Origin of the sequence: Actinomadura sp. 6K520 (genome assembly GCF_004349245.1) — a bacterium.
In the GTDB taxonomy this organism is placed as follows: Bacteria; Actinomycetota; Actinomycetes; order Streptosporangiales; family Streptosporangiaceae; genus Spirillospora.
In genome coordinates this window covers 19,908-36,704 of record NZ_SMLC01000066.1, presented here as the reverse complement: position 1 = coordinate 36,704, position 16,797 = coordinate 19,908, and the positions used below count along the sequence as shown (strand labels likewise).

The window sequence follows — 16,797 nt, the reverse complement described above, 5'->3', positions numbered from 1 at the left end:
GAGGGCTACCGGGAGGGGACGAAGCGCCAGGCGCCGGACTCCTCGCCCGGCTCGTACCGGGAGTCCAGGCGCTTGGCGACGATGCCGGGCAGTCCCTGCTCGCCCGCGGCCTCGCGGACGGCGTCGCCGTCGCCGGGGAACCAGGGGGCGGTCTGCCACAGCGGACCCGACAGCCCGAGGTCGTCGAGCGTCTCCCGGCGGTCCTGGTAGGGGGCGTCCAGCAGCGGGCGGCCGTCCAGGTGCAGGACGTCGTAGACCATGTAGATCTCGCGTCCGCCGACGACGGCGAGTTCGCCGTCCAGCAGGGCGGGCCGGGCGCCCAGCGCGGCGCCGAGGCGGGAGCCCAGCGCGCCGGGGCCGTCCACGGCGCGGCCCCGGCCGTCGGTGAACCGCGTCCGGCCGCCCTCGACGTAGGCGGGCATGCGCCTGCCGTCCCACGCGAACTCGAAACCCCACGCGGCCTGGTCGCGGGGCAGCCGGGCCCGCCGCTCCGGGCGCATCGGGAGCAGCGACTCCGGCAGCGGCTCGGCGTCCGGGTCCGCCGGCGGGTCCATCCGGTGGATCATCCAGTTCCGGCCGCGGGTCCGGAACAGCACGTACCGGCCGGACACCCGCGAGCCGTGGATGACGACCTTCACCTCGCGCTCGGACCACTTCTCCGTCTCGTACGTCCCCCGGTCCCAGATGACCATCTTTCCGGCGCCGTACTCGCCGCGCGGGATCTCGCCCTCGAACGTGGCGTACTCCAGCGGATGGTCCTCGGTGTGCACGGCGAGGTGGTCGGTGTCCGGGCTCCACGGCAGGCCCTTCGGCACGGCCCACGACACGAGCACCCCGTCCCGTTCGAGCCGCAGATCCCAGTGCAGGCTCCTCGCGTGGTGCTCCTGGACGACGAACGTGTCGTCGTCCCCGCGCGGCAGCGCCTCGCCGTCGGGCACGGGTTCGGGGGTCCGCCCCGCGTCGCGCTTCCCGCGGTACTCCGCCAGGGGGCCGGCGTCCTTGTTCCGCTTCTTCGGGGTCACGCCCGGTTCGTACCCGAGATCAGCGGATGAAGACGGCGTAGTCGGCGACGTCGCCGGTGAGGGACGGCGGCAGGCCCGCCAACGCGGACAGCTCCTCGGCGGACACGAAGCCGCCCGCATCGGCGCGCACCCGCTCGATCGTCCGCGCCAGCTCCGGCGTGATGCCGGGCAGCAGGGTCAGCGCCTCCACCGGGGCGTGGTTGACGTCGACCAGCCCGCCGTCGTTGTACTGGCGCGGCAGGTCGGGTCGGCCGATCCGCAGTTCCTTGGCGAGGCCGGGGTCCGCGGCGGCCAGTTCCCGCGCCTTGTCCCGCAGCAGCCGCTGCCGCTTCACGCGCTCCACGACGGCCTCGTTGTCGACCGCCGACAGCCCGTGCGGGTCGAACACGCGGCGCCGGATGATGAACGCGTGCGCGCAGCCCACCACCGCGAGGACGAACAGCAGCATGCCGACCGTGCGCTCGGTGCCGTCGTCCTCGCCGATGCCGGGCAGCAGGTACAGCATCAGCGCGAAGACACCGACGTAGGCGGCCGTCGACACCATCAGGTGCAGGCTTCGCCGCCACAGCGCCGCCGCCGCGAACGTGAACGGCGTGGCGTAGCCGAGGGTCAGGAACGGCAGCGCCGCCCAGGTGACGCTCAGCGCCGCGCGCCCCGGGGGCATGCTGTCGGACGGAACCCGCGGCTCGTACGGCGCTGGGGCGTTCATCTCTAGAGAGTCTCCCGGCCGGATGTTTGGGCGAATCGGACTCTAGATCAAGGGCTCTGTCACGGCAGGGTGAGGATTTCGTGGCCGTCTTCGGTCACCAGCAGCGTGTGCTCGAACTGCGCCGTGCGCTTGCGGTCCTTGGTGACGACGGTCCAGCCGTCCTTCCAGATGTCGTAGTCGTGGGTGCCGAGCGTCAGCATCGGCTCGACCGTGAACGTCATCCCCGGCTCGATGATCGTCGTCGCGGACGGGTCGTCGTAGTGGGGGACGACCAGCCCGGAGTGGAACGTCGTGCCGATCCCGTGGCCGGTGAAGTCGCGCACGACCCCGTACCCGAACCGCTTGGCGTAGGACTCGATGACCCGCCCGATCACGTTCAGCGCCCGGCCCGGCTTGACCGCGCGGATGCCCCGCATGGCCGCCTCCCGGGTGCGCTCCACCAGCAGCCGCGACTCCTCGTCGACGTCGCCGCAGAGGAACGTCGCGTCGGTGTCGCCGTGGACGCCGTCGATGAACGCGGTGATGTCGACGTTGATGATGTCGCCGTCGCGCAGGACGGTGTCGTCCGGGATGCCGTGGCAGATCACCTCGTTGATCGAGGTGCACAGCGACTTGGGGAAGCCGCGGTAGCCGAGCGTGGACGGGTAGGCGCCGTGGTCGAGCAGGAACTCGTGCCCGATGGCGTCGAGCTCGTCGGTCGTGACGCCGGGCCGGACGTGCCGGCCCACCTCATCGAGCGCCTGCGCGGCGATCCTCCCCGCCACCCGCATCCGCTCGATGATCTCGGGTGACTTGACGTCGGGCTCACCGGTCTTCGGGCGCTTCTTCCCCACGTACTCCGGACGAGGAATGCTCGACGGGACCTTGCGCATGGGCGAAACGCGGCCGGGCCGGAGTAGCTGGGTCGTCATAGTGATGGAGTGTAGTCAGCGGGATCGCGGCAACGAATCCCGTGCCGAGCGCACGATCGAGAGGAGCGCCGATGGCCGGTGACGGCGGTGACTGGTGGTTCTGCCTGAAGCACATGAAGGTCGAGCACGGGCCCGGATGCCCCGACAAGGACCGGATGGGCCCCTACGAGTCCGAGAGCGCCGCGGCGGGCGCCCTCGCCCTGGCGCGCGAGCGCAACGAGGCGTGGCGCCGCGACAACGGCGAAGACTAGCCGGCCCCTGGCCGGCCGCGCCTGGTCGACCACCTGCTAGTCGACCGTCGGGCCCGCGACCGTGTCGAGGAGCCTGGCGAGGCGGTGCCGGAGCCCGCGGGGACTCCTCGCGGGCTCCTGCCCAGCGGCCGCGCTGACCAGATGCTGGGCGCCGTCGAACGACAGGAGGGCCTCCCGCGGCGGGACCGTCAGCGACTCGTGGGCGAGGCCCCGCAGCTCCCGGTCGCCGCCCTCCAGGGCGAGGACGGTGGCGCCGGTGCGGCGCGCGTCGTCCACCCGCTCCAGCAGCGGGACGGGCGCGTCGTCCTCGGCGACGACGAACAGCGTCTCGCCGCGCCGGGCCGCTTCGAGCCGCTCCAGCCCGACCCTCAGATGCGGCGGCGCGTCCGCCGGCGGACGCCACCGCACCAGCGTGGGGGCGAGGCCGGGGACGTCGCCGAGGCGGCTCTCGTCGTCGAGGTGGGCCGCCAGGTGCCACGGGTCGTCGCCGGGCGTGCCGACCAGCAGCAGCCCGCCCGGGGTCCGGGACGTGACCCGCAGCGCGCGGCCGAACTCCCGCGTCCGCTCCAGCCAGCCCGTGGCCGACAGCACCTCGCGCAACATGATGATCTGCTCGGCGTCCACGGGGACCATGGTGCCGCAACCGAACGCCCTGGGCAGGGCGGTTCCGCGATGCGGGAACCCGGGACGCGGCGGCCCCGGCGCCGCCTGGCAGACTCGGCCGCATGACTGAGCAGCAGAAGACGCCCTATGACCTTCCGGACGTGACCGGCCTGTCCATCGGCATCCTCGGCGGCACCGGGGACCAGGGCAAGGGGCTCGCGCGCCGGTTCGCGCTCGCCGGGCACCGGGTGACGATCGGCTCCCGCAAGGCCGAGCGCGCGCGGGAGGCCGCCGAGGACCTCGGCGCGGACCTCTCCGTGTCCGGTGCGGAGAACGCGGTCGCCGCGGGGGAGTCCGACGTCGTGATCATCGCGGTGCCGTGGGAGGGCCACAAGGCCACCCTGGAGTCGCTGCGTGCCGAGCTGGCCGGCAAGATCGTCGTCGACTGCGTGAACCCGCTCGGGTTCGAGAAGGGCAAGGGCGCGTTCGCGCTGCCCGTCGAGGAGGGCAGCGCCGCCGAGCAGGCCGCCGCCGTGCTGACCGGCAGCCGCGTTGTCGCCGCCTTCCACCACGTCTCGGCGAGGCTGCTGCTCGACCCCGAGGTCGGCGAGATGGAGCTGGACGTGCTCGTCCTCGGCAACGACCGCGAGGCGACCGACCTCGTCCAGGCACTCGCCGGCCGGATTCCCGGCATGCGCGGCGTCTACGGCGGCAGGCTGCATAACGCCCGCCAGATCGAGGCGTTCACCGCCAACCTCATCTCGATGAACCGCCGCTACAAGGCGCACGCCGGGCTGCGGATCACCGACATTTGATCTCGGGCCGCTCGTCCGGGCCGGTACGGTGCCGAGCGTGAACGATCCGGAAGCGGTGCGGGGACCGCTCGTCCTGCTGCCCTCGGCCAGGACGGGGCCGCTGCGCGCCGTGGCGCAGCGGGTCGGCTTCGCCCTGCTGCTGCTCTTCGCCGCGGTGGCCGTCGTGTACGCCGACCGCGACGGGTACAGCGACGGCGTCGACGGGACGGTGTCGCTGCTCGACGCCTTCTACTACGCCACCGTGACCATGTCGACCACCGGCTACGGTGACATCGCGCCGGTCACCGAGGCGGCCCGGCTGGTCAACATCCTCTTCATCACGCCCGTGCGGGTACTGTTCCTCATCGTCCTCGTCGGCACCACCCTTGAGGTGCTGGCGGAACGGACCCGCGACGACTGGCGCAAGGCCCGCTGGAGGACACGCGTGCGCGACCACATCGTGGTGGCCGGCTACGGCACCAAGGGCCGCAGCGCCATCAAGACCCTGCTCAGCACCGGCGTGAGCCGCGAGTCGATCGTCGTCGTCGACCCCGACCCCCGGGTCGTCGCCGAGGCGGCGGAGGCCGGGTTCGTCGGCATCGTCGGGGACGCCACCCGCAGCTCGGTGCTCCGGCAGGCGGCGGTCCAGCGGGCGCGGGAGGTCGTGGTGGCCAGCGCCCGCGACGACACGGCGGTCCTGGTCACGCTCACGGCGCGGCAGCTCAACCCGGACGCCGCGATCCTGGCGTCGGTGCGCGAGTCGGAGAACGTCCCGCTGCTGCGGCAGTCCGGCGCCGACCACGTGGTGACGTCCTCGGAGGCGGCCGGGCGGCTGCTCGGGGTGTCCACCAGCCAGCCGAACGTCGGCCAGGTCATCGAGGACCTGCTCGACCAGGGCAGCGGCCTGGACCTGGCCGAGCGCGACGTGCTCGCGGACGAGATCGGCGGGCCGGTCGGGGCGGTGCGGGAACCGGTCCTCGCGGTGGTGCGGGACGGCCGGCTGCTGCCGTTCGACCACCCCGTGTGCGGGTCGCTCGCGGCCGGCGACCGGCTGATCATCGTTCGCTCGAAGAGGCAGGCGGGGGCGTCCGCCGCCGACCCGGCCGCCACGTGACGGCGGCCTCCACGGACAGGGAGGAGGGCCGGACCCGTGCGGGTCCGGCCCTCTCCGTCCGTGTCAAGGGGACTTGTAGCTAGTGGTAGGAGTGCTCCGGCGCCGGGTAGGTGCCGTTCACGACCTCCTCCGCGTAGCTGCGCGCGGCGTCGCTGAGCAGGCCGTTCATGTCGGCGAACTTCTTGACGAACTTCGCGGTGCGCGGGGTGAGCCCGGCCATGTCCTGCCAGACGAGGACCTGCGCGTCGGTCTGGTTGCCGCCGCCGATGCCGATCGTCGGGATGGACAGGGACGAGGTGACGCGGGCCGCGAGGTCCTCGGGGACGCATTCGAGGACGACGGAGAACGCCCCCGCCGCTTCGAGGGCCTTGGCGTCCGCCATCAGCTCCTCGCCGTCCTGCCCGCGCCCCTGCACCCGGTACCCGCCGAAGACGTTCACCGACTGGGGGGTGAGGCCGAGGTGGCCCATCACCGGGATCCCGGCGGCGACCATCGCCTCGGCCTGCGGGAGGATCCGGCGGCCGCCCTCCAGCTTGACGGCGTGCGCGCCGGTCTCCTTGAGGAACCGGGTGGCGGCGGTCAGCGCCTCGGGCACGCCCGTCTGGTAGGAGCCGAACGGCAGGTCGGCGACGACCATGGCGCGCTCGGAGCCGCGGACGACGGCCGCGGTCAGCGGGATCAGGTCGTCCACGGTCACCGGGATGGTCGAGTCGTAGCCGTACACGACCATCGCGGCGGAGTCGCCGACGAGCAGCACGGGGATGCCGGCCTCGTCGAAGATCCGCGCGGTGAGCGCGTCGTAGGCGGTGAGCATCGGCCACTTCTCGCGCCGCTCCTTGGCGGCGGCGATGTCGCGTACGGTGACCCTCCGCCCGCCCGTGCCGCCGTAGAGTGCGGCCGGCTGCGCTGAGGGTGCGGCAGATGAAGACATGCGAGAACCTCCGGTCTTGAGGCGCCACGGTGGCGTACCCAGACGGAACCGATCGTGCCACTTCGAAAACGATTCGGGTAGTCCCCGCCATTCCCGGATATCCGGGAATGAATTCCGAAACGATACCGTTGCGTATCGTCATGGACTCCCCCACGATCCAGCGCCGCAGGTGGGCCATCCTCGGCGTGCTGACCATGAGCCTGCTCGTGGTGGTGCTCGACAACACCATCCTCAACGTCGCGCTGAAGACCATCGCGGACCCGCATCAGGGCCTCGGCGCGACGCAGAGCGAGCTCGAGTGGTCGATCAACTCCTACACGCTGGTCTTCGCCGGCCTGCTGTTTACCTTCGGCGTCATCGGCGACCGGATCGGCCGCAAGCGGGTGCTCGTCGGGGGCCTCGCGGTGTTCGCGCTCGCCTCGCTGCTGTCGGCCTACGCGCAGTCCCCGGACCAGCTCATCTACGCCCGCGCCCTGATGGGCCTCGGCGGCGCCGCGGTCATGCCGCAGACGCTCTCGATCATCACCAACGTCTTCGAGCCGCACGAGCGGGGCCGCGCCATCGGCATCTGGGCGGGCGCGGTCGGCCTCGCCGTCGCCATCGGCCCGCTCACCGGCGGCCTGCTGCTCGCGCACTTCTGGTGGGGCTCGGTCTTCCTGATCAACGTGCCGGTCATCACGGCCGCCATCGCGCTGATGGTGTTCCTCGTCCCCGAGTCGCGCAACCCCGATCCCGGACGGCTCGACCCGGTCGGCGTCCTGCTGTCGGTCATCGGCCTGGTCTCCCTCTCCTACGGCATCATCCGCGGCGGTGAGACGGGGGACTGGGCGGCCGCCTCGGTGCTCGGCCCGATCTTCGCGGGTGTCGCCGTGCTCGCGCTGTTCGTCCGGCACGAGGCCCGGAGCGACTCCCCGGCGTTCGACGTCCGGCTGTTCAGGGATCCGCGGCTCTCGGCCGCCGTCGCCGCCATCGCGCTGTGCTTCTTCGCCGCCTCCGGCGTGCTGTTCTTCTCCAACTTCTACATGCAGTCGGTGCGCGGGCTGTCCCCGATGGAGGCCGGCGCGATGGTCGTGCCGTTCGCGGTCGCCCAGCTCGTCTTCTCCCCGCGCAGCGCCTCCATGGTCCGCCGCTTCGGCGCCAAGGCCGTCTGCACGGCCGGGCTGCTGCTGGTCGCCGGCGGGCTCGCGGGCTACCAGCTCCTCGGCACCGCCACCCCGATGTGGTTCCTGTGCGTGATCTTCTTCGTGCAGGGGGTGGGGATGGCCCACGTGATGCCGGCCGCCACCGAGTCGGTCATGTCCGCGCTGCCCCGCGAGAAGGCGGGCGCCGGATCGGCCCTCAACAACGTCGCCCGCCAGGTCGCGGTCGCGATGGGCGTCGCCGTGCTCGGCTCGATCGTCGCCTCCGTCTACCGCCGCGACCTCGGCGGCGAGCTCGGCACGCTGCCGCCCGGCGCGCGGGAGACCGCCGCCGAGTCCATCGAGGGGGCGCACGGCGTCGCGGCCCGGCTGGGCACCGCCGGCCAGGGCCTCCTCGAACCCGCCAACGCCGCGTTCGTGCACGCCATGCACATCGCGTCCTCGGCCGCCGCCGTCATCGCGTTCGCCGCCGCCATGGTCGTCCTCAAGTGGATGCCGGGGCGCGCCGCCGCCGAGCCCGAGCCCGCCGCCGCGGCGGACGAGCCGCCACGGCGGCGGGCGGAGGCGGGGGTCTGACGGCATGGGCGAGACGGCGGCCACCGGCCGGGCACCGGGACGGCCGCGCAGCGAGCGGGCCGACAGGGCGATCCTGGAGGCGACCCTCGACCTGCTCGCCCGGGAGTCCGGCGTGGCGGGCGTGTCCATGGAGGCGGTCGCGGCCCGCGCCGGCGTCGGCAAGACCACCATCTACCGCCGCTGGCCCAGCAAGGAGGCGCTGATCGTGGACGCGCTGGGCGCGGCGAAGGCGCCGCTGCCCGAGCCGGCCGGGGTGTCGGCCCGGGAGGACCTCACCGAGATCGCCCGCGCGCTGGCCGCCGAACGGGGAGGCCGGCACCTGCGGTGCTTCTACAACGTCCTCGGCAGCGCGGAGAAGCACCCCGAGCTGTACGCCCGCTACAAGAAGGACATCATCGAGCCGCGGCGCGCGATCGTCCGCGACGTGCTGCGGCGCGGCGTCGCGACCGGGGAGCTGCGGGCCGACCTCGACGTCGAGGTGGCGATGTCGATGCTGGTCGGCTCGCTCACGCCGCGCAGGCCGCGGGAGACGTTCCCGGAGGGCTACGCCGAGGCCGTCGTCGACGCCCTGCTGACGGGAATCGGGAACGCGCAGCGGTGATCCGGCGCAAAAGCTGAATGGTTTTCGGCCTGGTAAGCGTGATCTTCTCCCATCGAAACGGTGTCATGCCCCATACTGGCGCTGGGTAATGCGTAGACGACCGGCTGTCTGGAGCGCGTCAGGTGAGATCAGTGATGGCGCCGCGTGGCGATGCGCCCGCCACCGATTCCGCATCCCGGACCCTTGTCCTGGGCATCGACGGTTCCCGGCGGATCGTGCAGTGCGGGCCCAACGCGCGGGCCGTCCTCGGACGCGCCCCGGAGGAGCTCATCGGCCACCCCGCCACCGACCTGGTGGGGGAGGAGGCCAAGGCCGACCTTGAGACCCTGCTGGAGACCAACGACGTCGGGCACGAGCGCAACGGCGTGATGACGGTGCTGCGCGGCGACGGCACGTCCGCCGACGCCGTCGTGACCGCGCAGCCGATGGTCGGCGGCGACACCGGCGCGGCGCCCGCGGTCCTGCTGTACGTGCGGGTCGCGCTCCCGCCGAGCGAGCGCTACCAGGACCCGGCCCTCATGCGCCGCGCGCTGATGGACGACCAGGTCACCCGGTTCGGCGCGTCCCTCGACCTGGACCAGTCCGCCCGCGGCCTCGTCGAGGTCGTCGTCCCGCACTACTGCAACGCCGCCTCCGTCCTGGTGCTGGAGAGCCTGGTCGCCGCCGACGAGGTGCACAGCGAGTCCGGCTCGGCCGTGCTCCGCCGCATCGCCGTCAGCTCCGACGACGGCAACCCGGCGTGGCCGGCCACGTTCCCCGTCGGCGAGGTCCTCGTGTTCCCCGAGGGCACCCCGTACCGGCAGGTCATGGAGACGGCCCGGCCCGTCCACCTGGCGCACGTCAGCGTGGACGCCGCGTCCGAGATCGCCCGGCGGTGGCGGCGCGGCCCCGCGGGCGAGCTGCTGTCGGACGTGTCGATGGTGCTGCTGCCGATGATCGCCCGCGACACCCTCCTCGGGTTCATCGCCTGTACCCGCGTCCCGGGGTTCCGCAAGTTCGACGCCTACGACGTCGAGATCGGCATGGAGTTCGCCGCCCGCGCCGCGATCGTCATCGACAACGCCCGGCTGTTCAGCCGCGAGCGCGCCACCGCGCTCGCCCTCCAGCGCAGCCTGCTGCCGAACCGGCTGTCGGCGCCCTCCTCGGTCGAGGTCAGGCACCGCTACCTGCCCGGCAGCAAGCTCGTCGAGGTCGGCGGCGACTGGTACGAGTCGATCGCGCTGCCCGGCGCCCGCGTCGCCCTCATCGTCGGCGACGTCGCCGGGCACGGGGTGCGCGCCGCCGTCACGATGGGACGGCTCCGCACCGCGCTGCACACGCTGGCCAACCTGGAACTGCCGCCCGCCGACGCGCTGCACGTCATGCACGAGCTGATGATCGAGCTGGGCGAGCAGGAACCGCACTTCGCCACCTGCGTGTACGCGGTGTACGACGCGACGACCGGCACCATCGAGATCGCGTCCGCCGGGCACCTGCCGCCGCTGCTGTCCAGCCCGGGCGGCGCAGGCGAGTACCTGCAGGTCCCCCCGGCACCGCCGCTCGGCGTCGCCGGCGGCGCCGCCATCGAGAGCCGCGAGTTCACCGTCGAGGACGGCAGCCTCTTCGTCATCTACACCGACGGCCTCGTCGAGAACCGCGGCCGCGACATCGACGACGGCCTCGCCCGCCTGCAACGGATCTTCGGCCCGGACTCCGCCGACCGCCCGATGGAGGACCTCGCCAAGGCCACCCTCGCCGGCGTGTACGCCGACCAGCACCGCGACGACATCGCCGTCCTGATCGCCCGGCTGCGCCGCCTCCCCGAGGACCGCTACGCCTCCTGGACGCTGCCCGCCGACCCGGCCGCCGTCCGCCGCGCCCGCGGCCTCGTCCGCACCCGGCTGGCGGAATGGGGCCTGGAGGAGCTGGAGTACACCACCGAGCTGCTCGCCTCCGAGCTGATCACCAACGCGCTCCGCTACGCGCCCGGCCCGATCGAGCTGCGCCTCCTGCTGGAGCGCACCCTCGTCTGCGAGGTCCTGGACCGGTCCGCGGCCCTGCCCCGCCTGCGCCGCGCCGAGGACGACGACGAGAACGGCCGCGGCCTCCTCGTCGTCAGCCAGCTCGCCCACCGCTGGGGCACCCGCCGCACCGCCGCCGGCAAGGTCGTCTGGTGCGAGCAGATCGTCCCCGGCATCGACCCCGACGCCTCCGAGCAGGTCTCCGGCTGGCCCGGCGAAACCTGGCCCGGCGAAAACCACCACCGGGAGTAGCTGTGCTAGCCCAGGCGGGCGACCCCCTGGAACCCCCGTTGCGCACAGTGCCAGCCCAGGGGGGCGACCCCCTGGAACCCCCGTTACGCACGGCGAACCGTTTCCCGATCCGCTCCGCGTCTCGTGAAACGGCTCGCCGTGCGGCGGGTCGTGCGGCCTCCGGTCGCAGAGCGACCTCCGGCCGCACGACCCGTGAGGTGATCATTCAGGCAGGCCCGCACCCGCGGCTTCCACTCCATGCCCCCGATGTGCGGAAGCGGGGCTAGCTCAGTTCTCGCCAGAGGTTGGTTATGGGTAGGCGGCGGTCCCGGCCGAAGTTCTTCGGGGTGATCTTCGGGCCGGGCGGGTACTGGCGGCGCTTGTACTCGGCTATGTCGACCAGGCGGATCACGCGGTCGACCAGGGCCGGGTCGTGGCCGGCGGAGATCAGGGCGCCGCGGCCCATGTCCCGTTCCACGTAGTCGGCCAGGAGGGGGTCCAGCTCGCTGTACGGCGGCAGGCTGTCGCTGTCGCGCTGGCCGGGGCGCAGTTCGGCGGACGGCTCCTTCTCGATGATCGCCTCGGGGATGGGCTCCTCGGCGAAGGGGTGCAGGAACGGGAGGTCGGAACCGGTCTGCGCGTTGCGCCAGCGGGCCAGGTCCCACACGGTGAGCTTGAAGACGTCCTTGATGGGGGCGAAGCCGCCCGCTGAGTCGCCGTAGAGGGTGGAGTAGCCGGTGGCGAGCTCGCTCTTGTTGCCGCCGGTGAGGACGAGGTGGCCGTGCTCGTTCGACAGGCCCATCCAGACGTTGGCGCGGATGCGGGCCTGGAGGTTCTCGGCGGCGAGGCCGGTCAGTTCGAGCTGCTCCTCGAACGCCTCGACCATGCCCGCGATGGGGACGATGCGGGAGTTGACGCCCTGCCGTTTGACGAGGTCCTCGGCGTCGACGACGGATCCCTCGGAGGAGTGGCGGCTCGGCAGCAGGATCGCGTGCACGTTCTCGGGGCCGAGGGCGTCGGACGCGATGGTGGCGACGAGGGCCGAGTCGATGCCGCCGGACAGGCCGAGGACGACCGAGCGGAACCCGTTCTTGCGGGCGTAGTCGCGGGTGCCGAGGACGAGCGCCGCGTACACCTCGGCGAGGTCGTCCAGCGGCTCGGCGACGGTCTGCGGGGCGACCGGGTAGGCGGGCAGGGGGTCGGGCGACACGACGTGCCGGTCGATGGTGATCGTGGTGCCGTCCAGCGCGTCCACGGGGCCGCGCGGCGGGTCGGCGGCGCCGGCGGGGAGCGCGAGGTCGGCGATGAGGAGGTGCTCGACGAAACGGGGGGCGCGGGCGAGGAGCGTGCCGTCGGCGCCGACGACGACGGAGTCGCCGTCGAAGACCAGCTCGTCCTGGCCGCCGACCAGGTTGACGTAGGCGAGGGCGCAGCCGGCCTCGCGGGCGCGGCGGGCGCACAGATCGAGGCGGACGTCGTCCTTGTCGCGCTCGTACGGGGAGGCGTTGACGGCCAGGAGCAGCCCCGCCCCCGAGGCGCCGGTGACGCTGACGGGTCCGCCGTCCTGCCAGAGGTCCTCGCAGACGACGGTCGCGACGTCGACGCCGTGCACGCGGACGACGGGCAGCCGGTCGCCCCGCACGAAGATCCGGTACTCGTCGAACACGCCGTAGTTGGGCAGGTGGTGCTTGGCCGACCGCACCAGGACCTCGCCGCGGTGGAGCCACGCGGCGCCGTCGAGCGGTGCCCCGGCGGGCTGCCCGGACCGGACGAGCCCGACCGGGCGCCGGTCGAGGTAGCCGGTGACGACGGGGAGGTCGCCGAGGCCCTCGTCGGCGAGCCTGCGGGCGAGGCGAACGAGGGCGCGCCGGGACGCCTCGACGAAGGACGCGCGCAGGGCGAGGTCCTCCACCGGGTACCCGGTCAGCATCATCTCGGGGAAGGCGACCAGGTGCGCGTCCGCACCGGCGGCGCGCCGGACCCAGTCGACGATCTTGTCGGCGTTGCCGTCGAGGTCACCGACGGCCGAGTTCACCTGCGCTAGCGCGATCCGGAGTTGAGCCACGTTCCAAGGATAAATCTCCGGATCTTGTTTCGTCAGTCTGACGAAAAGTGCGTTCCGGGCGTGCGCGGCGGTTGGATGATCACCGGAGTGAGGCGAGGGCGTCCAGGCGCAGCGGGGCGTGGTCCGCCGCCGGCGCGTAGCGGCCCGACTCGGCCAGCCAGTCCAGGTGGGCGCGCGGCGTGTCCAGCAGGGCCTTCACGACCTGGGCGGCGGCGGAGCGCTGCGCGACGGTGAGCTCCAGCCGGTCGAGCATGTCGGGCAGCCTGCGCGCCGCCGTCCACGCCTCCTCCAGCCGGTCCGCGATCCGCTCCGCGACCGCGGCGGCCGCCTGCTCGGCGTCCAGCCCCCGCGCGCGGGCGAGGACGGCGGGCAGGTCGTGCGTGTCGCCGCGGGCCGCCTCCAGGTCGTGCGAAGCGAGGTCGTTGGACCAGGCCACGACGTCCGCGACGCCGTCCGCGAGCGTGCTCCAGCGGGGGGTCCGCAGCAGCCGCGCCGGCAGCTCGACGCCGAGGACGGGCTCGATGAGGTCGTACAGGAACGGCCCGCACGCCCGGCGGCGCAGCGGCGCGTACTCCGCCTCGGTGGGGACGTGCCTGATGCGGCGGTTGACCGACTCCTTCGCGCAGCCGTCCCGGTGCGCCTCCAGATGCAGCATGAACCGGCGGCGCCAGTCGCGGCTCATGCTCTTGGAGGTGGTGTGCCACAGCTCGACCAGCGCGCCCTCCAGCGGCCGGGCCCCCGGCCGGGCGTGGCCGCGCCGCATCGCGCGCAGCAGGTCGTCGTAAAGGGCGTGGACGGCGCTGCCGCTGTCGGCGAGCGGCGGGTGGTCCATCGTGTCGTCCAGCGCGAGCGTCCAGGTGAGCCAGCGGGCGAACAGGTCCACGGAGTCCGGGTCGGCGGTGGGGAAGACCCGCGCGGCGAGCCGCTCGCACCGGGCCCGGCCGAGCGACGAGGTGTCCGGATCTCCGAGCACCAGTCCCCGGCCGCGTGCCCAGGCCTCCACCTGCGCGCGCAGCTGCCACGACTCCGGGTGCATGGCCGACGGTGTCGCCAGCGCGGGCACCCGGTCGCTCATCGAGAAGAGAAGAGAGATGTCCACGACCCTGCTCACGCTAATGATCACTTCGTCTGGGCTGCTTGATCGCCACGTCAATTTTCCGGAAACCGCACTGCGGGGATGATCACGGGCGGGAGTCGCCGCACCGCGGGCCAAGGAGGGCGGGGAGAAATAGTTAGAAGATCAGAAAAGCGGGATAGATCGATGATCAAAGAACTGCTCCCCCCAGGAGGAAACGTGTCCAGACGGCACAAGCGTTGGGCACTGGCCGCGGGACTCGCCGCCCTGGCGCTGACCGCGCCGGCGTGCGGAGGCGAGAAGGGCGCCACCGTGCAGGGTGTGAAGCTCATCGAGGAGGGCGCGCTGACCTCGTGCACGCACCTCCCGTACCCGCCGTTCCAGTCCGAGGACCAGAAGACCGGCAAGGTCGTCGGCTTCGACGTCGACATCATCGACCTCGTCGCCAAACGGCTCGGCGTCACCCAGAAGGTCGTCGACACGCCGTTCGAGACGATGCGGACGGGGTCGGCGCTGAACGCCGGCAAGTGCGACATCCAGATGGGCGGCATGACGATCAAGCCCGAGCGCGTCAGGTTCATGGACGTCTCCGACCCGTACTTCGACGCCACCCAGTCGCTGATGGCGAAGAAGGGCAGCGGCGTCGCCTCGCTGGAAGACGTCAAGGCCAAGAAGCTCAAGCTCGGCTCGCAGGCGGGCACCACCGGCGAGGACTTCGTCAAGGACAAGGGCTTCGACCCCCGCTCGTTCGACAACTCCAACGCCGAGCTGAACGGGCTGCGCACCGGCCAGGTCGACGTGATCGTCCAGGACGACCCGGTCGTCAAGGGCTGGCTGAAGGACCCGGCGAACGCGGAGTTCGAGATCGTCGCGAACCTGAACACCGGCGAGCAGTACGGGATGTGGATGCGCAAGGGCCACAACCCCGAGCTCGTCAAGATCACCAATGAGGTCATCGCGCAGGCGAAGGCGGACGGCACCTACCGGAAGATCCACGAGAGGTGGATCGGGCCGATGCCGGCGGCCGGCGGCGGATCGTGACGGCCGGTTCCGTCGAGTCCGCCGAGCCGGTCGGGGCGGCGCCGGGCGGGCTGACCCGCCGGCGCCGCCGGCGGCTCTTCCTCGGCGGCCAGTACGGCCTGTTCGCCGCCGCCGTCGTGCTGGTCGCCGTGCTCGCCGACTGGGAGACGCTGCGGCTGAACTTCGCCAACTGGGACGTCGCCCGGAGCCTGTTCCCCGACGTCATCACGGTCGGGCTCCGCAACACGGCCGTCTACACCGCGGTCGGGTTCGGCCTCGGCCTCGGCGGCGGCCTCCTCGTCGCGCTGATGCGGCTGTCGTCGGTGCCCCCGTACCGGTGGTTCGCCACCGCCTACATCGAGATCTTCCGCGGCCTCCCGCTGCTGCTGATCTTCATCTTCGTGGGCGTCGGCGTGCCGCTGGCCTTCCCCGGCACCAGCATCCCCGGCGGCGCGGCCGGGCAGGCCGGGCTCGCCCTCGGCCTCGCCGCCACCGCGTACATGGCCGAGACGATCCGGGCCGGGATCGAGGCCGTCCCCAAGGGGCAGCTGGAGGCGGCGCGCTCGCTCGGCATGTCGCACTCCCGGGCGATGCGCTCCATCGTCATCCCGCAGGCGTTCCGGATCATCATCCCGCCGCTGACGAACGAGCTGGTGCTGCTCTGCAAGGACTCCTCGCTCGTGCTGTTCCTCGGCATCACGCTGGAGCAGCGGGAGCTCACCAAGTTCGGCCGCGACCTCGCCGGCGAGCAGGGCAACACGACCCCGATCATCGTGGCCGGGATCTGCTATCTGATCATCACGATTCCGCTGAGCCTGCTGGCCAGGCGGCTTGAGGCGCGGCAGCGCAGGGGGCAGCGATGACGGGTTCCGGTGGAAGCGAGGCCGACGCGAGGCGGGCCGGCGGGGGCACCGTCGAGATCCGGGGCCTGCACAAGTCGTTCGGGACGAACGAGGTGCTGCGCGGCGTCGACCTCCGTGTCGCGCCGGGCGAGGTGGTGTGCGTCATCGGCCCGTCCGGGTCGGGCAAGTCGACGCTGCTGCGCTGCGTCAACCTCCTGGAGGAGCCGACCGCGGGGACGGTCCGGGTCGTCGGCGTGGACCTCACCGGCCCCGAGGTCGACATCGACGCCGTCCGCCGCCGGATCGGCATGGTGTTCCAGTCGTTCGACCTCTTCCCGCACCTGACCGCCCTCGGCAACGTCGTGATCGCCCAGCGCAAGGTACTGCGGCGGGCGCGGCCGGAGGCCGAGCGGATCGCCCGGGAACTCCTGGGGCGGGTGGGGCTCGCCGACAAGGTCGACTCCTATCCGGCGCGGCTGTCCGGCGGGCAGCAGCAGCGCGTGGCGATCGCCCGGGCACTGGCGATGGGCCCCGAGGTGATGCTGTTCGACGAGCCGACGTCCGCGCTGGACCCCGAGCTCGTCGGCGACGTCCTCGGCGTCATGCGGGGTCTCGCGGAGGAGGGGATGACGATGCTCGTGGTCACCCACGAGATGAGCTTCGCCCGGGAGGTGGCCGACCGGGTGGTGTTCATGGACGGCGGCGTGATCGTGGAGGAGGGCCCGCCGTCGCGGGTCATCGACGACCCCGCGCACGAGCGGACCCGGGCGTTCCTGTCCCGCGTCCTCGATCCGGCCGCCGCGCGGGTCGGGGAGGCGGCGGAGTCGGATATGTTCCGTGCAGCGGAGCGGGACGCGTAACGTCGGGGTAACAGCGGCGGGGCATACTGCGAGTGTGGCCGGACCGGCGATCG

General features: G+C 72.6%; 16 protein-coding genes. 9 read left to right on the top strand and 7 right to left on the bottom strand.

Annotation, left to right across the window (positions count from 1 at the left end):
* Positions 1–5: 5 nt before the first annotated feature.
* The 3 genes from E1289_RS18970 to map are packed head-to-tail and all read right to left on the bottom strand — an operon-like array spanning position 6 to position 2,642.
* The gene (locus E1289_RS18970) at positions 6–1,022 is read right to left on the bottom strand and encodes a DNA polymerase ligase N-terminal domain-containing protein (protein ID WP_243712951.1); all 1,017 of its coding nucleotides are present in this window, start codon (positions 1,020–1,022) and stop codon (positions 6–8) included.
* A gap of 19 nt (positions 1,023–1,041) precedes the next feature.
* Positions 1,042–1,731, bottom strand: a complete 690-nt coding sequence (locus E1289_RS18965; RefSeq protein WP_131981950.1) for a helix-hairpin-helix domain-containing protein — start codon at positions 1,729–1,731, stop codon at positions 1,042–1,044.
* A gap of 59 nt (positions 1,732–1,790) precedes the next feature.
* On the bottom strand, positions 1,791–2,642 hold the full coding sequence (gene map, locus E1289_RS18960) for a type I methionyl aminopeptidase (RefSeq protein WP_131981948.1): 852 nt from the start codon (positions 2,640–2,642) through the stop codon (positions 1,791–1,793).
* 71 nt (positions 2,643–2,713) lie between these two features.
* On the opposite strand from map, the gene E1289_RS18955 reads away from it, so the two are divergent.
* Positions 2,714–2,893, top strand: coding sequence for a hypothetical protein (locus tag E1289_RS18955; RefSeq protein WP_131981946.1), 180 nt, complete (start codon positions 2,714–2,716; stop codon positions 2,891–2,893).
* 36 nt (positions 2,894–2,929) lie between these two features.
* Here E1289_RS18955 and E1289_RS18950 read toward each other — a convergent pair whose 3' ends face one another.
* Complete coding sequence (locus E1289_RS18950; protein WP_207929032.1) at positions 2,930–3,517, bottom strand: hypothetical protein; 588 nt, start codon at positions 3,515–3,517, stop codon at positions 2,930–2,932.
* A 101-nt stretch (positions 3,518–3,618) separates the two neighbouring features.
* Here E1289_RS18950 and npdG point away from each other — a divergent pair, with 101 nt between their 5' ends.
* Positions 3,619–4,311, top strand: coding sequence for an NADPH-dependent F420 reductase (gene npdG, locus E1289_RS18945; RefSeq protein ID WP_131981942.1), 693 nt, complete (start codon positions 3,619–3,621; stop codon positions 4,309–4,311).
* Between the two features lie 37 nt (positions 4,312–4,348).
* Positions 4,349–5,404 carry a potassium channel family protein gene (locus tag E1289_RS18940; protein ID WP_131981940.1) on the top strand — a complete coding sequence of 352 codons (1,056 nt, stop codon included), beginning with the start codon at positions 4,349–4,351 and terminating at the stop codon, positions 5,402–5,404.
* A 79-nt stretch (positions 5,405–5,483) separates the two neighbouring features.
* On the opposite strand, the gene panB is transcribed toward E1289_RS18940, so the two are convergent.
* Positions 5,484–6,335, bottom strand: coding sequence for a 3-methyl-2-oxobutanoate hydroxymethyltransferase (gene panB / locus E1289_RS18935; protein ID WP_131981938.1), 852 nt, complete (start codon positions 6,333–6,335; stop codon positions 5,484–5,486).
* A gap of 140 nt (positions 6,336–6,475) precedes the next feature.
* On the opposite strand from panB, the gene E1289_RS18930 reads away from it, so the two are divergent.
* The 3 genes from E1289_RS18930 to E1289_RS18920 all read left to right on the top strand — a co-directional run bounded on the left by E1289_RS18930 (position 6,476) and on the right by E1289_RS18920 (position 10,903).
* On the top strand, positions 6,476–8,050 hold the full coding sequence (locus E1289_RS18930; RefSeq protein ID WP_131981936.1) for an MFS transporter: 1,575 nt from the start codon (positions 6,476–6,478) through the stop codon (positions 8,048–8,050).
* A 4-nt stretch (positions 8,051–8,054) separates the two neighbouring features.
* The gene (locus E1289_RS18925; protein ID WP_131981934.1) at positions 8,055–8,651 is read left to right on the top strand and encodes a TetR/AcrR family transcriptional regulator; all 597 of its coding nucleotides are present in this window, start codon (positions 8,055–8,057) and stop codon (positions 8,649–8,651) included.
* Between the two features lie 134 nt (positions 8,652–8,785).
* Complete coding sequence (locus tag E1289_RS18920; RefSeq protein ID WP_131981932.1) at positions 8,786–10,903, top strand: SpoIIE family protein phosphatase; 2,118 nt, start codon at positions 8,786–8,788, stop codon at positions 10,901–10,903.
* A 262-nt stretch (positions 10,904–11,165) separates the two neighbouring features.
* Here the strand turns inward: E1289_RS18920 and E1289_RS18915 are convergent, their stop codons facing one another.
* Both E1289_RS18915 and E1289_RS18910 read right to left on the bottom strand, forming a co-directional pair.
* Positions 11,166–12,947: an NAD+ synthase gene (locus E1289_RS18915; RefSeq protein WP_131981930.1), complete on the bottom strand. Its 1,782-nt coding sequence runs from the start codon at positions 12,945–12,947 to the stop codon at positions 11,166–11,168.
* Between the two features lie 79 nt (positions 12,948–13,026).
* Complete coding sequence (locus E1289_RS18910; protein WP_243712949.1) at positions 13,027–14,058, bottom strand: terpene synthase family protein; 1,032 nt, start codon at positions 14,056–14,058, stop codon at positions 13,027–13,029.
* A gap of 183 nt (positions 14,059–14,241) precedes the next feature.
* Between E1289_RS18910 and E1289_RS18905 the strand changes: the two genes are divergently transcribed.
* From E1289_RS18905 to E1289_RS18895, 3 genes are read left to right on the top strand one after another with little or no spacing between them, the layout of a single operon-like run.
* Positions 14,242–15,063 (top strand): ABC transporter substrate-binding protein, encoded by an 822-nt coding sequence (locus E1289_RS18905; RefSeq protein WP_243712948.1) that lies wholly within the window; start codon positions 14,242–14,244, stop codon positions 15,061–15,063.
* Positions 15,024–15,905, top strand: coding sequence for an amino acid ABC transporter permease (locus tag E1289_RS18900; RefSeq protein WP_243712947.1), 882 nt, complete (start codon positions 15,024–15,026; stop codon positions 15,903–15,905). The genes E1289_RS18905 and E1289_RS18900 overlap by 40 nt, the downstream gene beginning before the upstream one ends.
* Positions 15,902–16,744, top strand: coding sequence for an amino acid ABC transporter ATP-binding protein (locus tag E1289_RS18895; protein ID WP_131981926.1), 843 nt, complete (start codon positions 15,902–15,904; stop codon positions 16,742–16,744). The genes E1289_RS18900 and E1289_RS18895 overlap by 4 nt, the downstream gene beginning before the upstream one ends.
* Positions 16,745–16,797: the final 53 nt, after the last annotated feature.

Bases quoted from the DNA above. Each gene is read 5' to 3' on its own strand.
- E1289_RS18965 (WP_131981950.1), bottom strand. From the start codon at position 1,731: ATGAACGCCCCAGCGCCGTACGAGCCGCGGGTTCCGTCCGACAGCATG.
- map (WP_131981948.1), bottom strand. From the start codon at position 2,642: ATGACGACCCAGCTACTCCGGCCCGGCCGCGTTTCGCCCATGCGCAAG.
- E1289_RS18955 (WP_131981946.1), top strand. From the start codon at position 2,714: ATGGCCGGTGACGGCGGTGACTGGTGGTTCTGCCTGAAGCACATGAAG.
- npdG (WP_131981942.1), top strand. From the start codon at position 3,619: ATGACTGAGCAGCAGAAGACGCCCTATGACCTTCCGGACGTGACCGGC.
- panB (WP_131981938.1), bottom strand. From the start codon at position 6,335: ATGTCTTCATCTGCCGCACCCTCAGCGCAGCCGGCCGCACTCTACGGC.
- E1289_RS18930 (WP_131981936.1), top strand. From the start codon at position 6,476: ATGGACTCCCCCACGATCCAGCGCCGCAGGTGGGCCATCCTCGGCGTG.
- E1289_RS18925 (WP_131981934.1), top strand. From the start codon at position 8,055: ATGGGCGAGACGGCGGCCACCGGCCGGGCACCGGGACGGCCGCGCAGC.
- E1289_RS18920 (WP_131981932.1), top strand. From the start codon at position 8,786: ATGGCGCCGCGTGGCGATGCGCCCGCCACCGATTCCGCATCCCGGACC.
- E1289_RS18895 (WP_131981926.1), top strand. From the start codon at position 15,902: ATGACGGGTTCCGGTGGAAGCGAGGCCGACGCGAGGCGGGCCGGCGGG.